Raw genomic sequence first — 15,157 nt, forward strand, 5'->3', positions numbered from 1 at the left:
ATGACCTTCGTAGCGGATGATGCCGCGCTGGAACGGGGGACGGCGGCTTTCCCGGGATCGTACCGGGCGCGGGCCGCAACTGGGCAAGCCAGGAAGCCGAGTCGGCGGCCGAAGAGTGTGACGGGGTGTGATCTTCTTCTCGAAGAAAACACCCCGAACCACGACATCCAACCCTGCTTAACCCTGGAGTCGGTACTCTTCGAGCAGTCGGCGCCCGATGATCATTTTCTGGATTTCGGCGGTACCTTCGCCGATCAGCAGCATCGGCGCCTCACGGTAGAGGCGCTCGATCTCGTACTCCTTGGAGAAGCCGTAGCCGCCGTGGATCCGGAAGGCGTCCTCGACCACTTCCTTGCAGTATTCGGAGGCGAGGTACTTCGCCATCCCTGCCTCGAGGTCGTTTCGTTCCCCGGAGTCCTTTTTGCGGGCCGCGTTCACCATCATTGCATGGGCCGCTTCGACCTTGGTGGCCATCTCGGCCAGCTTGAACTGGATGGCCTGGTGCTGCGCGATCGGCTTGCCGAAAGTGTGACGCTGCTGGGCATAGGAGACACCCAGCTCGAACGCACGCTGTGCGACACCGCAACCACGTGCCGCCACGTTGACGCGGCCGACCTCGACTCCGTCCATCATTTGGTAAAACCCTCGGCCAGTGGTGCCGCCGAGTACCCGATTGGCCGGAACGCGTAGTCCGTCCATGATGAGCTCGGTCGTGTCGACGCCCTTGTAGCCCATCTTGTCGATCTTCCCGGGAATGGTGAGGCCGGGGCGGACCTCTCCGAAGCCGGGCTCCTTCTCGACCAGGAAGGTCGTCATCGACTTGTGGGGCGCGGTGCCCTCCGGGTGTCCTTCGTCACTTCGTACGAGCACGGCCACCAGGTTCGACGAGCCGCCGTTCGTCAGCCACATCTTCTGACCGTTCAGGACGTACTCGTCGCCGTCCCTGACCGCCTTCGAGGTGATCGCGGAGACGTCCGAGCCGAGAGCCGGCTCCGACATCGAGAACGCGCCGCGCACCTCGCCCAGGGCCATCCGGGGCAGGAAGTGGTCCTTCTGCTCCTGCGTGCCGTGCTGCTTGAGCATGTACGCCACGATGAAGTGCGTGTTGATGATGCCGGAGACCGACATCCAGCCGCGGGCGATCTCCTCGACGCAGAGCGCGTAGGTGAGGAGGGACTCGCCCAGGCCCCCGTACTCCTCGGGGATCATCAGACCGAACAGGCCCAACTCCTTGAGGCCGTCGACGATCTGCTGGGGGTACTCGTCGCGGTGCTCCAGCTCGGTCGCGACCGGGATGATCTCCTTGTCCACGAAGTCGCGGACGGTGGAGAGGATCTCCTGCTGGACGTCGGTGAGACCGGCGGTCTGGGCGAGTCGCGCCATGGCTACTTCTCCTGCTGCTTGAGTTCCGGACGGCCGGGCTGCTCGCCCCCGCGCTCCTTGATGTACGTCTCGGTCGGCACCATGACCTTGCGACGGAACACGCACACCAGCGTGCCGTCCTGCTTGTAGCCCTTGGTCTCGACGTGGACGATCCCGCGGTCGCTCTTCGACTTCGAGGGCGTCTTGTCGAGGACCGTGGTCTCGCCGTAGATCGTGTCGCCGTGGAAGGTCGGCGCCACGTGCTTCAGCGACTCGATCTCCAGGTTGGCGATCGCCTTCCCGGAGACGTCCGGGACGGACATGCCGAGCAGCAGCGAGTAGATGTAGTTGCCCACGACGACGTTCCTGCCGAAGTCCGTCGTCCGCTCCGCATAGTTCGTGTCCATGTGGAGGGGGTGGTGGTTCATGGTCAGGAGACAGAAGAGGTGGTCGTCGTACTCCGTGACCGTTTTCCCGGGCCAGTGCTTGTAGACCGCGCCGACCTCGAACTCCTCGTACGTGCGTCCGAACTGCATGGTGCTCAGGCCTCCGGGGCTTCGAACTTGGACGTGCGCTGCATGCCGGCCGCCCGGCCCTTGCCCGAGATGACCAGGGCCATCTTGCGGCTGGCCTCGTCGATCATCTCGTCGCCGAGCATCGCGGAGCCCTTCTTGCCGCCCGCCTCGGACGTGTAGTACTCGTATGCGTCGAGGATGAGCTCGGCGTGGTCGAAGTCCTCCTGGGAGGGCGAGAAGATCTCGTTGGCCGCGGCGACCTGGTCCGGGTGCAGCACCCACTTGCCGTCGAAGCCCAGGGCGGCGGCGCGCCGGGCGACCTCGCGGTAGCCCTCCTGGTTGCGGATCTGGAGGTAGGGGCCGTCGATCGCCTGGAGGTCGTGCGTACGGGCGGCCATCAGGATGCGCATCAGGATGTAGTGGTACGCGTCCGCCGGGTAGCCCGGCGGCTGCTCGCCCACGACCAGCGACTTCATGTTGATGGAGGCCATGAAGTCGGCCGGGCCGAAGATGATGGTCTCTACACGCGGTGAGGCCGCGGCGATGTCGTCGACGTTGACGAGCCCCTTCGCGTTCTCGATCTGCGCCTCGATGCCGATCTTGCCGACCTCGAAGCCCATCGTCTTCTCGATCTGCGTCAGCAGCAGGTCGAGCGCGACGACCTGCTGGGCGTCCTGGACCTTCGGCAGCATGATGCAGTCGAGGTTCTGGCCCGCGCCCTCGACGACCGTGACGACATCGCGGTACGTCCAGTGCGTCGTCCAGTCGTTCACCCGTACGACCCGCGTCTTGCCGGTCCAGTCGCCCTCGTTCAGGAACTTCACGATGGTGTGTCGCGCCTCGGGCTTGGCGAGCGGGGCGCAGGCGTCCTCCAGGTCCAGGAAGACCTGGTCCGCGGGGAGGCCCTGGGCCTTCTCCAGGAAGCGGGGGTTCGAGCCGGGCACGGCCAGGCAGGAACGCCGCGGGCGAAGGCGGTTGACGGGCGTGGTCATGCGGGGACCTCCAGGGGGTCGAGCTTGTTCGCTTTCCGGATCTCGTCGACGATACGGCCGATGATTCCGGTGATGTCGAAGTCCTTCGGTGTGAATACCGCGGCGACTCCCGCGGCGCGCAGCAGTTCGGCGTCGGCGTTCGGGATGATCCCGCCGGCGATCACCGGGATGTCGGCCGCGCCGGCCTCGCGCAGCCGTTCCAGCACGTCCGGCACCAACTGGGCGTGCGAGCCGGACAGGATGGACAGGCCGACGCCGTGCACGTCCTCGGCGACGGCCGCGTCCACGATCTGCTCGGGCGTGAGCCGGATGCCCTGGTAGACCACCTCGAACCCGGCGTCGCGGGCCCGCACGGCTATCTGCTCGGCGCCGTTGGAGTGCCCGTCCAGGCCCGGCTTGCCCACCAGGAAGCGGAGCTTGCCGACGCCGAGGTCGCGGGCGGTCGCCTCGACCTTGCGGCGCACCAGCGCCAGCGCGGTGCCCTCCTCGGCGGTGACCGCGACGGGCGCGGACGAGACGCCGGTCGGGGCGCGGAACTCGCCGAACACCTCGCGCAGGGCCTCGGACCACTCGCCGGTCGTGACCCCGGCGCGGGCGCACTCCAAGGTGGCCTCCATGAGGTTGTCGGTGCCCTTGGCCGCCTCCTTCAGCCGCTCCAGCGCCTTGCAGGGGCGCGGGTGGTTGAACGGCGGCTGGTAGCGCGTGTCGCGCCACTGCTGGAGCGCGGCGACGACACGGGCCTCGACGGCCGGGTCGACGGTCTGGATCGCCGCGTCCAGGTCAGCGGTGAGCGGGTTCGGCTCGGTCGACTCGTAGATGTTGACGCCGACGATCTTCTCGGTGCCGCCCTCGATCCGGGCCCGGCGCTCGGCGTGCGAGGAGACGAGCTGCGACTTCAGGTAGCCCGACTCGACGGCGGCCATCGCCCCGCCCATCTCGTCGATCCGGTCCATCTCGGCGAGCGACTCCTCGACGAGGGCCGCGACCTTCGCCTCGATGACGTGCGAGCCCTCGAAGATGTCCTCGTACTCCAGCAGGTCGCTCTCGTGCGCCAGTACCTGCTGGATGCGCAGCGACCACTGCTGGTCCCAGGGCCGGGGCAGCCCGAGCGCCTCGTTCCAGGCGGGCAGCTGCACGGCACGCGCGCGTGCGTCCTTCGACAGCGTCACGGCCAGCATCTCGAGGACGATCCGCTGGACGTTGTTCTCCGGCTGCGCCTCGGTCAGGCCGAGCGAGTTGACCTGGACGCCGTAGCGGAAACGCCGCTGCTTGGCGTCCTGGATGCCGTAGCGCTCGCGCGTGACCTGGTCCCAGATCCGTCCGAACGCCCGCATCTTGCACATCTCCTCGATGAACCGGACACCCGCGTTCACGAAGAAGGAGATACGGGCGACGACGTCACCGAACTTCTCGGCGGGCACCTGCCCCGAGTCGCGGACGGCGTCCAGCACGGCGATGGCCGTCGACATCGCGTACGCGATCTCCTGGACGGGGGTCGCGCCCGCCTCCTGGAGGTGGTACGAGCAGATGTTGATCGGGTTCCACTTGGGCATGTGGGAGACCGTGTACGCGATCATGTCCGTCGTCAGCCGGAGTGAGGGCACCGGCGGAAAGACATGCGTACCCCGCGACAGGTACTCCTTGACGATGTCGTTCTGCGTCGTCCCCTGGAGCTTGGTGATGTCGGCGCCCTGCTCCTCGGCGACGACCTGGTAGAGCGCCAGCAGCCACATGGCGGTGGCGTTGATGGTCATCGAGGTGTTCATCTGCTCCAGGGGGATGTCCTGGAACAGACGGCGCATGTCACCGAGGTGCGAGACCGGCACCCCGACCCGGCCGACCTCGCCGCGGGCGAGGATGTGGTCGGGGTCGTACCCGGTCTGCGTGGGCAGGTCGAAGGCCACGGAGAGACCCGTCTGCCCCTTGGCGAGGTTGCGCCGGTACAACTCGTTGGACGCCTCGGCGGTGGAGTGACCGGCGTAGGTCCGCATGAGCCACGGCCGGTCCTTCTCCCGCCGTCCAGCGGCGTTCTGACGCTCAGTCATCTCGGGACCTCAGACGTTCCGGAAGCGGTTGATGGCGTCGATGTGCTGGGCGCGCTTCTCCTCGTCGCGCACGCCCAAGCCCTCGCGGGGCGCCAGCGCGAGCACGCCGACCTTGCCCTGGTGGAGGTTGCGGTGGACGTCGTACGCGGCCTGCCCGGTCTCCTCCAGGGAGTACACCTTGGAGAGCGTCGGGTGGATCTTGCCCTTGGCGACCAGCCGGTTGGCCTCCCAGGCCTCGCGGTAGTTGGCGAAGTGCGAGCCGATGATGCGCTTCAGCGACATCCACAGGTAGCGGTTGTCGTACTCGTGGTTGTAGCCCGAGGTCGAGGCGCAGGTGACGATGGTGCCGCCCTTGCGGGTGACGTAGACGGAGGCGCCGAAGGTCTCGCGGCCCGGGTGCTCGAAGACGATGTCGACGTCCTCGCCGCCCGTCAGCTCACGGATGCGCTTCCCGAACCGCTTCCACTCCTTGGGGTCCTGGTTGTGCTCGTCCTTCCAGAACTTGAAGCCCTCGGCGTTGCGGTCGATGATCGCCTCGGCGCCCATCGCCCGGCAGATGTCCGCCTTCTGGTCGCTGCTGACGACGCAGATGGGGTTGGCGCCACCGGCGAGCGCGAACTGCGTCGCGTACGAGCCGAGCCCGCCGCTCGCGCCCCAGATGAGGACGTTGTCGCCCTGCTTCATGCCGGCGCCGTTCCTCGACACGAGCTGCCGGTACGCGGTGGAGTTCACGAGCCCGGGAGCGGCGGCCTCCTCCCACGACAGGTGGTCGGGCTTGGGCATCAGCTGGTTGGACTTGACGAGGGCTATCTCGGCGAGGCCGCCGAAGTTGGTCTCGAAGCCCCAGATGCGCTGCTCGGGGTCGAGCATCGTGTCGTTGTGGCCGTCCGAGGACTCCAGCTCGACGGAGAGACAGTGCGCGACGACCTCGTCGCCCGGGTGCCAGGCGTTCACGCCCGGGCCGGTGCGCAGGACGACGCCCGCCAGGTCGGAGCCGATGACGTGGTACGGCAGGTCGTGCCGCTTGGTGAGCTCGCTGAGCCTGCCGTAGCGCTCCAGGAAGGAGAACGTCGACACCGGCTCGAAGATCGAGGTCCACACGGAGTTGTAGTTGACGGAGGAGGCCATCACGGCCACCAGGGCCTCGCCCGGGCCGAGCTCCGGCACCGGCACGTCGTCCAGGTGGATCGACTTGCGGGGGTCCTTGTCGCGGGTGGTGAGCCCCGCGAACATCTCCGTCTCGTCCTTGTGCACGGTGATCGCGCGGTACGACTCGGGGAGCGGAAGAGCGGCGAAGTCGGCGGACGTGGCCGTCTGCGACTGAATCGCGTCCAGGATTTCCTTCACGGTGTTGCCTCCGGCGATGAGCGTCTTGAGGGAAGACACTTGAGGGTTACGTCGGTGCTGCTGCTGGGAGTGAGGGGTGTGCCGTCGGTTCGGCGGAGGGGTGGTGCGGTGGCAGCGCCGGGTTGGCGCAAAAGGTTGCCTGTGACGCAGGCGTCCGGGCGCGCTCGCCAGTGGCTTGCGGGGACAGCCGGCGTACGAAAGGTCTCTGCACGCCGGCCGCCCGGACAACATCAACGTATGGCACGCCGTGTCACCTCGCAAGGCACGGAGTGCCATGAATTTCGCTCAGGTGAAATCTTTACGTAACACGTGAGCGATGATCGATCAGATCGACCGATGATCGATCAAAACGCACTGGTCAGGGGCGGTCTGGAGGGGCCGCCGCACGGGCCGGAGCGGCGGGGTGGCGGGCCGCTTCGGAGAACACCTGGTGTCGGTGGCACGGCGTGAGGGTTCCGGCGTGGAGGCGCGTGCGGGGGTGGGGTCGGGGTGAGCCGACGTTGCAGAGGGCCGACGAGACGTCCTGGGGAGCGCCGGGCGTCGGGAGCGCCGGGCGGTCGATGACGGGGGCGCTCGGCGGCGAAGCCGGGGGTGCGGGCGACGGGACCAGGGGGCGTACCTGCCTGAGGGCGGCACTTTTCGGCCCACGCCTCACGGCGCCCGTCCGTCCGGCTGGGGCGGTGGCGTGCCGGGCCGGCGCCAGAGTGCGTCTGCCGGGCTGGCCAGGTACAGGGCCATCGCCGTGCGCGTGCTCCGGTGGACGGCCATGGCGACCAGCCGCGGCACCGCAACTCGGCGAGGGTGAAGACCCACCCGTCCAGACCGTGCCGCGCCCCGAGAAGATCCATCAACTCCGCACACCTTAGGAGGAGTTCGGCCGGATCCCGGGGCGTGCCGGGGTGGTCCTGGCGACCGGCCCCAGCATGCTCGGGCTGATGCCGGCCCCGGCGACGGGACGCCTGGTGACGGGACTGCTGACGGGAAAGCCGGACGACTCTCTGCCCCCCGGATTCGCTTCCGGCCGAGCTATCAGTTCGTCCCCGGCCGAGCCGTCAGGAGTGGACTCGGACCGTCCTGACGGGCGCGCGTGAGTCCGGGCGGGACCGCGCCCCCGGCGCCGGAAGGGCCCTGCGACCCGCGTTCTACGACCGCTCCCGCAACGCCTGCTCGATGGTCCGCATGACCTGGTCCAAGGGCGCGTCGACGCGGGCCACGGTCACCAGGACGTCACCCTCGGTGAAGGCGGACGCCGGCGCCGTACGGGGCGTGGTTTCCCGCCCGGCCCCGATCCCCGTCCCGAAGGTCTTGCGGACGATGGAGAAGGCGTGGTCCAGCTGCGCCTCGACGTCGCCTTGTCCCCCCGCCCGCAGCCAGCGCCGCAGGACATGGTTGTGGGCCGTGACCACGGCGGACGCGGCGACCTCCGCGAGCAGCGGATCGTCGTTGGCGTCGTCGTCGTGCGCGTGCTCGTCGAAGTGGCCCAGGAGATAGCGGGTGAAGAGCCGCTCGTAGCGGGCCACGGAGGCGATCTCGGCCTCCCGGAGCGTGGGTACCTCGCGGGTCAGCTTGTAGCGCGAGACGGAGATCTCGGGCTGGGCCGCGTACATCGTCATGACTTCCTTGATGCCGCGGCACACCGTGTCGAGCGGGTGTTCGTGCGCCGGAGCCGCGTTGAGGACCGCCTCCGCGCGGATCAGGGTGTCGTCGTGATCGGGGAAGATCGCCTCTTCCTTGGAGCGGAAGTGGCGGAAGAACGTGCGGCGGGCCACCCCGGCCCGGGCCGCGATCTCGTCGACGGTGGTCGCCTCGTACCCCTTGGTCGCGAACAGCTCCATGGCCGCGGCCGCCAGTTCTCGGCGCATCTTGAGCCGTTGGGCGGCGGCGCGACTGCCCGCGGCGCTCTCCGGAGCGTCGGGCGTGGCTGGTGTACGTGAGGACTTGGCGGGCTGGGACATGACCCGAACGTACTGCATGTGCGCAGGGGAACGCGCATGTCCGGGGAACCCCCCACCCTCGACGGGTGGGGGGTTCCCGGCCGGGCCGAGCAGTCCGCCCCAGTCGGCGGTGTCGGCCAGCCGGTCGCCGGGACGCTCAGCGGCGGGCATATTCGCGGAAGCCGCGGCCCGTCTTGCGGCCGAGGCAGCCCGCGGCCACCAGGTGCTCCAGGAGCGGCGCGGGGGCGAGACCCGGGTCGCGGAACTCGCGGTGCAGGACCTTCTCGATGGCGAGCGAGACGTCCAGACCGACGACGTCGAGGAGTTCGAACGGCCCCATCGGGTAGCCGCCGCCCAGCTTCATCGCGGCGTCGATGTCGTCGAGGGTGGCGTAGTGCTCCTGGACCATCTTGATCGCGTTGTTCAGGTACGGGAAGAGCAGCGCGTTCACGATGAAACCGGCCCGGTCCCCGCAGTCCACCGGGTGCTTGCGGATCTTCCCGCACAGCTCGCGGACCGTGGCGTGCACGTCGTCCGTGGTCAGGACGGTCCTGACCACCTCGACCAGCTTCATCGCCGGGGCCGGGTTGAAGAAGTGCATGCCGATCACGTCCTGGGGGCGTGAGGTGGCACGGGCGCAGGCGACCACGGGCAGCGAGGAGGTGGTCGTGGCGAGGATCGCGCCGGGCTTGCAGACCTTGTCGAACACCCCGAACAGCTGCTGCTTGACCTCCAGGTCCTCGGCCACCGCCTCCAGGGCGAGATCGACGTCGGCGAAGGCGTCGTACGAGCCCGCCGGGACGATCAGGTCCAGGGTGCTCGCGGCGGCCTCGGCGGTCATCCGGCCCTTGTCGACCGAGCGGGCCAGCGACTTGCCGATGCGGGCCTTCGCGGCCTGTGCCTTCTCCTCGGTGCGGGCGGCGAGGACGACCTCGTACCCGGCCTTCGCGAAGACCTCGGCGATGCCGGAGGCCATGGTCCCCGAGCCCGCGACGCCGACGGAGCGGACCGTGCGGCCGGGGACCTCGGGGCCGCCGGAGAGGGGGGTCAGCGCGTCCCGCACGACCGTCGCGCTGCCGGGCGCCTCGTAGGAGTAGAAGCCCCGCCCCGACTTGCGGCCGGTCAGGCCCGCCTCGCTGAGCTGCTTGAGGATGGGCGCGGGGGCGTGCAGCCGGTCGCGGGACTCGGCGTACATGGCCTCCAGGACCGTCCGCGCGGTGTCGACGCCGATCAGGTCGAGCAGCGCGAGCGGGCCCATGGGCAGCCCGCAGCCGAGCTTCATCGCGGCGTCGATGTCCTCGCGCGAGGCGTACTTGGCCTCGTACATCGCGGCGGCCTGGTTGAGGTAGCCGAACAGCAGCCCGTCGGCGACGAAGCCGGGGCGGTCGCCGACCGCGACGGGCTCCTTGCCGAGGTCGAGCGCGAGGTTGGTGACCGCGCTCACGGCCGTGGGCGCGGTCAGCACCGACGACACGACCTCGACCAGCTTCATCGCCGGGGCCGGGTTGAAGAAGTGCAGGCCGAGGACGCGCTCGGGGCGGGCCGAGTCGGCGGCCAGGCGCGTCACCGAGAGCGCGTTGGTGCCGGTGGCCAGGATGGTGTCCGGACGCACGATGCCGTCCAGCGCGCGGAAGACCTGCTGCTTGATCTCGTACGACTCCGGGGTCACCTCGATGACCAGATCGGCGTCGGCGGCGGCCGCGAGGTCGGTGAAGGTGCGGAAGCGGGGCAGGGCGTCGGCGCGCTCCTGCTCGCTGAGGCGCTCGCGTCGCACGGCGCGGGCGGTGGAGGCTTCGAGGGCGGAGACGGCCTGGGCGGCCGCGGCCTCGCTGATGTCGATGCCGATGACGTCGAGGCCGGCCCGGACGAGGACCTCGGCGATGCCGGTGCCCATCGTGCCGAGGCCGACGACGGCGACGGTCTTGATGGGGGACAGAGGGGTGTCGGACAGGGGAGTTGCCATCGCGGGACTCCAGGAAGAGGGTGACGACTGAGGAGCGCACGCAGGTACGCCGAGGAGGCGCACGGAGTGCGGAGAGTGCGGGTGTTGCCGGGCTGACGAGCGCACACGCCCGGTGCCGTCCAGAGGGGGTGCCCGCGAGGGCGCACCCGGGGAACGGTGAAGCCGACCGGCCCTGTCCCGGAGCCGTGTCGCACTGAGGTACCTGAGGTACCGAACCGACTGCTCTCACGGCGGCTGCGTCACCAGGCCACCGCAAGCAAAACGCGAGTGGGTAACTCGCTCGTCTGAGCTTAACCCGCCGGTAACGAGCGCGCCAGCCCCCGAGTTTGTGATGTAGGTCCCGGAGCGACGGGGGCCGCGCCTAGGCTCGGCTTCATGGACGAAGAGTTGCGATCACTCACGGAGCGTCTACGAAACGAGGCGGGGGCTTCGCCGGTGTACGAGCGACTCGTGGCGACCGAGGATCCGAAGGTGCTGGCCGACGCGCTGACCGCGCCCGGACAGCCTTTGTGGGCCCGGGAGTTGGTCGCCTTCCGGCTCGGACTCGCCGGGGACCGGCGGGCCTTCGAGGCCCTGGTCCTGCTGCTGAACCACCGCGACCCACAGCGCTGCGCGTCCGCAGCGCACGCGCTCGCCCGCCTCGGCGATCCGCGCACGGCCCGCGCGGCGGCCGCGCTCGCGACCAACGAGCTGCGCGTCGCCTACGCGCTGCATCCCGTACGACTCCTGGTCGAGCTGCGCGCCCCCGAGGCCGTACCGGCGCTGATCACCACCCTGGGGCGCAGGCTGCGCCCCCACGACCCCTACCGCGTGGTCGCCCTGGCCTGTGTGGAGGGGCTCGGAACGCTGGGGGACGTACGCGCGAGACCCGTCCTGAACGAGGCGCTCGCCCATCCGGCACTCGCCGAGGCGGCGGTGCACGCGCTGGCCCGACTGCCCGGGTGACACGGCGGGCGGCCGACGGGCCGCCTCCCGCAGCGCCTCGTCGACCGTGCTCACCGTGTCGTCGCGCTCCGGACCCGGCCCTTCGAGCGTAGTCCGTGACGTCCGCACGGGAACGGTCATAACCGCAAAGATGTTCCCCCGCTACGGGCGCGCCCCGGTATCGGCGCCGGGGCGCGTGAGGGTGCGGGCGTACCGGACCTCGGGCACCGCGACACCGTCCACATCGAAAGGTTCCTCGCCACCGTCGGGACCGAACCCGGCCTGTGCGTAGAACCGACGCGCCCTGGTGTTTCCCTCGAGCACCCACAGCAGCATGCGCTCGTGCCCCGCGGCGGTGCAGCGGGCGATCGATTCCGTGAGAAGCGCGCGGCCCACTCCGGCCCCGATCCGCTCGGGATCGACGTAGATCGCGTACAACTCGGCCGCCCCGATGCCGTCGCCGCGGGCTTCGTCGTCCCGGTACGGGCCATGGCAGGCCCAGCCGACCACCTCGCCGTCCCGCTCGGCGACCAGGTTCACGATCGCGCCGCCGCCCCGCCCGAAACGCTCGCGCCGCCGGGCCGCGTCCTCGGCCACGCTGAGCGCGTCGAGGTACGACTGGGGCAGCAGCCCCCGGTACGCGGTCCGCCAGCCGCGGATACGGATCTCGGCCACCCGCTCGCAGTCCGAGAGGACCATCTCCCGGATCCGGACCGGGAGTGCGCTCACTCGCCCACCACCGCATATGCCTCGATCTCCATCAGGAACTCGGGGCGGACCAGCGCGGCGACCTGGACCGCCGACGCGGCCGGGAGTCGGTCCGCGGGTATGTGGGCGTCGCGGGCCGCGCGGACGGCCGGCATGTGGGCCATGTCCGTGACGAAGAAGGTGAGTTTGACGACGTCGTCGAAGGTCGCCCCGGCGGCGGCCAGACAGCGGCGCAGGTTCTCGAACACCTGGCGGGCCTGCGCGGCCGGGTCGCCCGCGCCGACGAGCTTGCCGTCCTCGTCCAGGGCGAGCTGCCCCGAGACCGCGACGAAGCGGCCCGTACCGAGGACGACATGCGAGTACGCGGCGGCGGGGGCGACCCCGTCGGGGGCGGGAATGCGGGTCAGCTCACTCATGCGTCCATGGTGGACCATGGGTCTGACAACGCCCCCGACGGGCCGTCAGGGCGTGCTCAGCCGCGGTGGCCGAGCAGCCCGTGCAGCGTCGCGCCTGCCGAGGACGCACCGCCCGAGGTGGTGGACAACGCAGCCTTCGTGCTCTTCGGCTCCGGGTCCGGCAGCTTCTTGCACACCGCGTCGGCCACGCCGCTGCCGTGCGGCACCTTGCCGTTGGTGAGGTACGCCGCCAGGTACTTGTCCAGGCAGGCGTTTCCGCTCAGCGTGATGCCGTGGTTCCCGCCGCCCTGCTCGACCACCAGGCTGGAGCCGCGCAGTGCGTGATGAACAGTCACGCCGCCCTGGTAGGGAGTGGCCGCGTCGTTCGTGGCCTGGAAGAGCAGCGTCGGCGGCAGCGCCTTGTTGGCGATGTTCACCGGCCGCAGCGTCTTCGTCGGCCAGAACGCGCACGGCGCGTTGTACCAGGCGTTGTTCCAGGTCATGAACGGCGCCTTGCCGTACACCGCCCAGTTGTCCTTGCGCCACTGGTTCCAGTCGCGCGGCCAGGACGCGTCACGGCACTGCACCGAGGTGTAGATGCTGTAACCGTTGTCGCCGGAGGCGTTGACGGCGCCGAGGTTCTCGTAGGCCGCGACGAGCGGGGCCGTCTTCTTGTCGTTCACGTAGGCCGCGAACGCGTCGGCGAGGGAGGGCCAGTAGCCGTTGTAGTAGCCGCCCGGGATGAAGGTGTCCTCCAGTTCGGAGGCGCCCACCTTGTTGCCCGCGGGGTTCTTGGCGAGCGCCCCCCGCATGGCGTACCACTTGGCCTCGACCTTGGCCGGGTCCGTACCGAGCTTGTAGGTCGCGTCGTGCTTGGCGACCCAGGCCATGAACGCCTGGTGGCGGTCGTTGAAGGCGTAGTCCTGGCCGATGTTGTCCTCGTACCAGACACCGCTGGGGTCGACGATGGAGTCGAGCACCAGACGGCGTACGCGCTGCGGGTAGAGCTTCGCGTACACGGCACCGAGGTAGGTGCCGTACGAGTAACCGAAGTAGTTGATCTTCTTGGCGCCGAGCGCGGCGCGGATCGAGTCCATGTCCCGGACCGCGCTCACCGTGTCGATGTACGGCAGCAGGTCGGCGTACTTCTTGCCGCACGCCTTGGCGAAGGCCTTGGCGCGGTCGAGGTTGGCCTTCTCGATCGCGGCCGTACTGGGCACGGAGTTCGGGCGCACCGGGTTGAAGGACCCGGGCCTGCAGTCCAGGGCGGGCTTGCTGGCGCCGACACCGCGTGGGTCGAAGCCGATGACGTCGTACTGCGCCGCCACTGCCTTCGGCAGCGAGGAGGCGACGAATCCGGCCAGCGAGAGCCCGCTGCCGCCGGGACCGCCCGGGTTCACCAGCAGCGGCCCCTGGTACGTCTTCGCGGTGTGCGGCACGCGTGAGAGGGCGAGGGTGATCTGCCGGCCGTGGGGCTTGGAGTGGTCCAGCGGCACCTTCAGGGACGCGCATTGGAGCTTTGGATAGCTGCTGGTCCCGCACTTCTTCCAGGTGGGTTTCGCGGTGGTGAGGGTGGTGCGCGGTGCGGTCGCGGAACCGGCGCTCGCGTCGGCGGGGATCGACGTGATCATCCCGGCCAGCACGGCCGCCGCCCCGCACAGAGCAGCTGCGCGTTTCTTCACAGAGCCTCCCAAGGACGGAGGATTTTGAGCCGTGCACGCCACGGCCTTCGCCGCATCGTCCCGGAAAGCGGCCCCGGAAGAACTCGTTCTGGAAAGTCTTGACCCGATTGAGCCGTGTGATGCGCTCGGATGCCGTCAGGAACGGGCCGGACAACGGCCGTTCGCCGTGGTCAGAGCAGGGTGAGCTGGGTCGGCTCCGGCGTGGCGGGCGCCATGGGCTCGGCGGGCTCCGCGGGCGCGGCGATCCTGCGGGGCATCCCCGCGCGCGTGGGACCGATGCCGTACTCCTGGGCGAGCTCGTGGACCTGACGGGTGATCCGGCGCTGGTACCACTTCGGGGCGTAGGCGCCCTCCGCGTACAGCCGCTCGTAACGCCGTACGAGATACGGGTGGTAGTGCTCCAACCAGGCCATGAACCACTCGCGGGCGCCGGGCCGCAGATGCAGTACGAGCGGGGTCACCGAGGTGGCCCCGGAGGCCGCTATCGCCCGTACGGTGGCGCGTAGTTGGGCCGGGCTGTCGCCCAGGAAGGGGATCACGGGGGCCATCAGGACCCCGCAGCCGATGCCGTGGTCCGTGAGGGTGCGCACGACGTCCAGACGGCGCTCCGGGGCCGGGGTGCCCGGCTCGACGGTGCGCCACAGCTGGGAGTCGGTGAAGCCCACGGAGACCGAGATCCCGACGTCGGTGACCTCGGAGGCCTGCTTCAGCAGGTCGAGGTCGCGCAGGATCAGCGTGCCCTTCGTCAGGATCGAGAAGGGGTTCGCGTGGTCGCGCAGGGCCGCGATGATGCCGGGCATCAGCCGGTAGCGGCCCTCGGCCCGCTGGTAGCAGTCGACGTTCGTGCCCATCGCGATGTGCTCGCCCTGCCAGCGGCGTGAGCCGAGCTGGCGGCGCAGCAGTTCCGGCGCGTTGACCTTCACCACGATCTGGGAGTCGAAGTCGAGTCCCGTGTCGAGGTCCAGATAGCTGTGGGTCTTGCGCGCGAAGCAGTACACACACGCGTGTGTGCAGCCCCGATAGGGGTTGACCGTCCACTCGAAGGGCATGCGCGAGGCCCCCGGTACCCGGTTCACGATCGAGCGGGCCCGGATCTCATGGAACGTGATGCCACGGAACTCCGGGGTGTCGAACGTACGGGTGGTCACCGCGTCCGCGCCGAACAGCGCGGCGTCCCGGGCGCGGTCCCCGGCGGGGTCCGCTGTGAGGTTGTCCCAGCGCATGACGCCTCCTCGATAGCACTGGCCACAGAATAGAACACATGTTCCCTTGATCGTGCGACCGCAATTT

The 15,157-nt window shown here is 69.5% G+C and carries 12 protein-coding genes; 1 reads left to right on the forward strand and 11 read right to left on the reverse strand.

What is annotated here, in order from left to right:
- Positions 1-177 precede the first annotated feature (177 nt).
- The 7 genes from OG798_RS41880 to OG798_RS41910 all read right to left on the reverse strand — a co-directional run bounded on the left by OG798_RS41880 (position 178) and on the right by OG798_RS41910 (position 10,158).
- A complete protein-coding gene (locus tag OG798_RS41880; protein WP_054230299.1) occupies positions 178-1,383 on the reverse strand; it encodes an acyl-CoA dehydrogenase family protein in 1,206 nt (401 codons plus the stop codon).
- A gap of 2 nt (positions 1,384-1,385) precedes the next feature.
- Positions 1,386-1,898 (reverse strand): MaoC family dehydratase, encoded by a 513-nt coding sequence (locus tag OG798_RS41885; RefSeq protein WP_054230298.1) that lies wholly within the window; start codon positions 1,896-1,898, stop codon positions 1,386-1,388.
- 5 nt (positions 1,899-1,903) lie between these two features.
- Positions 1,904-2,869, reverse strand: a complete 966-nt coding sequence (locus tag OG798_RS41890; protein ID WP_095851694.1) for an HpcH/HpaI aldolase/citrate lyase family protein — start codon at positions 2,867-2,869, stop codon at positions 1,904-1,906.
- Positions 2,866-4,914 (reverse strand): protein meaA, encoded by a 2,049-nt coding sequence (locus OG798_RS41895; RefSeq protein WP_095851693.1) that lies wholly within the window; start codon positions 4,912-4,914, stop codon positions 2,866-2,868. The genes OG798_RS41890 and OG798_RS41895 overlap by 4 nt, the downstream gene beginning before the upstream one ends.
- 9 nt (positions 4,915-4,923) lie before the next feature.
- Complete coding sequence (ccrA, locus tag OG798_RS41900) at positions 4,924-6,261, reverse strand: crotonyl-CoA carboxylase/reductase (RefSeq protein ID WP_267063960.1); 1,338 nt, start codon at positions 6,259-6,261, stop codon at positions 4,924-4,926.
- A gap of 1,142 nt (positions 6,262-7,403) precedes the next feature.
- Complete coding sequence (locus tag OG798_RS41905; protein ID WP_060901027.1) at positions 7,404-8,216, reverse strand: TetR family transcriptional regulator; 813 nt, start codon at positions 8,214-8,216, stop codon at positions 7,404-7,406.
- Positions 8,217-8,352: 136 nt separating this feature from the next.
- Positions 8,353-10,158: a 3-hydroxyacyl-CoA dehydrogenase family protein gene (locus tag OG798_RS41910; protein ID WP_095851691.1), complete on the reverse strand. Its 1,806-nt coding sequence runs from the start codon at positions 10,156-10,158 to the stop codon at positions 8,353-8,355.
- 375 nt (positions 10,159-10,533) lie between these two features.
- On the opposite strand from OG798_RS41910, the gene OG798_RS41915 reads away from it, so the two are divergent.
- A complete protein-coding gene (locus tag OG798_RS41915; RefSeq protein WP_328758706.1) occupies positions 10,534-11,103 on the forward strand; it encodes an adenylosuccinate lyase in 570 nt (189 codons plus the stop codon).
- A gap of 141 nt (positions 11,104-11,244) precedes the next feature.
- Here OG798_RS41915 and OG798_RS41920 read toward each other — a convergent pair whose 3' ends face one another.
- The 4 genes from OG798_RS41920 to OG798_RS41935 form a co-directional block, all read right to left on the reverse strand.
- Positions 11,245-11,781, reverse strand: a complete 537-nt coding sequence (locus tag OG798_RS41920; protein WP_121418229.1) for a GNAT family N-acetyltransferase — start codon at positions 11,779-11,781, stop codon at positions 11,245-11,247.
- Between the two features lie 26 nt (positions 11,782-11,807).
- A complete protein-coding gene (locus OG798_RS41925) occupies positions 11,808-12,206 on the reverse strand; it encodes a RidA family protein (RefSeq protein WP_121414498.1) in 399 nt (132 codons plus the stop codon).
- Positions 12,207-12,262: 56 nt separating this feature from the next.
- The gene (locus OG798_RS41930) at positions 12,263-13,867 is read right to left on the reverse strand and encodes an alpha/beta hydrolase (RefSeq protein WP_267063404.1); all 1,605 of its coding nucleotides are present in this window, start codon (positions 13,865-13,867) and stop codon (positions 12,263-12,265) included.
- A gap of 170 nt (positions 13,868-14,037) precedes the next feature.
- On the reverse strand, positions 14,038-15,090 hold the full coding sequence (locus OG798_RS41935) for an Rv2578c family radical SAM protein (protein WP_095851687.1): 1,053 nt from the start codon (positions 15,088-15,090) through the stop codon (positions 14,038-14,040).
- Positions 15,091-15,157 lie beyond the last annotated feature (67 nt).

Source organism: Streptomyces sp. NBC_00271, from assembly GCF_036178845.1.
Taxonomy (GTDB): domain Bacteria; phylum Actinomycetota; class Actinomycetes; order Streptomycetales; family Streptomycetaceae; genus Streptomyces.

Coding starts and splice junctions, on each gene's coding strand:
- OG798_RS41935 (WP_095851687.1), bottom strand. CDS start 15,090: ATGCGCTGGGACAACCTCACAGCGGACCCCGCCGGGGACCGCGCCCGG.
- OG798_RS41890 (WP_095851694.1), bottom strand. CDS start 2,869: ATGACCACGCCCGTCAACCGCCTTCGCCCGCGGCGTTCCTGCCTGGCC.
- OG798_RS41910 (WP_095851691.1), bottom strand. CDS start 10,158: ATGGCAACTCCCCTGTCCGACACCCCTCTGTCCCCCATCAAGACCGTC.
- OG798_RS41895 (WP_095851693.1), bottom strand. CDS start 4,914: ATGACTGAGCGTCAGAACGCCGCTGGACGGCGGGAGAAGGACCGGCCG.
- OG798_RS41885 (WP_054230298.1), bottom strand. CDS start 1,898: ATGCAGTTCGGACGCACGTACGAGGAGTTCGAGGTCGGCGCGGTCTAC.
- OG798_RS41915 (WP_328758706.1), top strand. CDS start 10,534: ATGGACGAAGAGTTGCGATCACTCACGGAGCGTCTACGAAACGAGGCG.
- OG798_RS41880 (WP_054230299.1), bottom strand. CDS start 1,383: ATGGCGCGACTCGCCCAGACCGCCGGTCTCACCGACGTCCAGCAGGAG.
- OG798_RS41920 (WP_121418229.1), bottom strand. CDS start 11,781: ATGGTCCTCTCGGACTGCGAGCGGGTGGCCGAGATCCGTATCCGCGGC.
- OG798_RS41905 (WP_060901027.1), bottom strand. CDS start 8,216: ATGTCCCAGCCCGCCAAGTCCTCACGTACACCAGCCACGCCCGACGCT.
- OG798_RS41925 (WP_121414498.1), bottom strand. CDS start 12,206: ATGAGTGAGCTGACCCGCATTCCCGCCCCCGACGGGGTCGCCCCCGCC.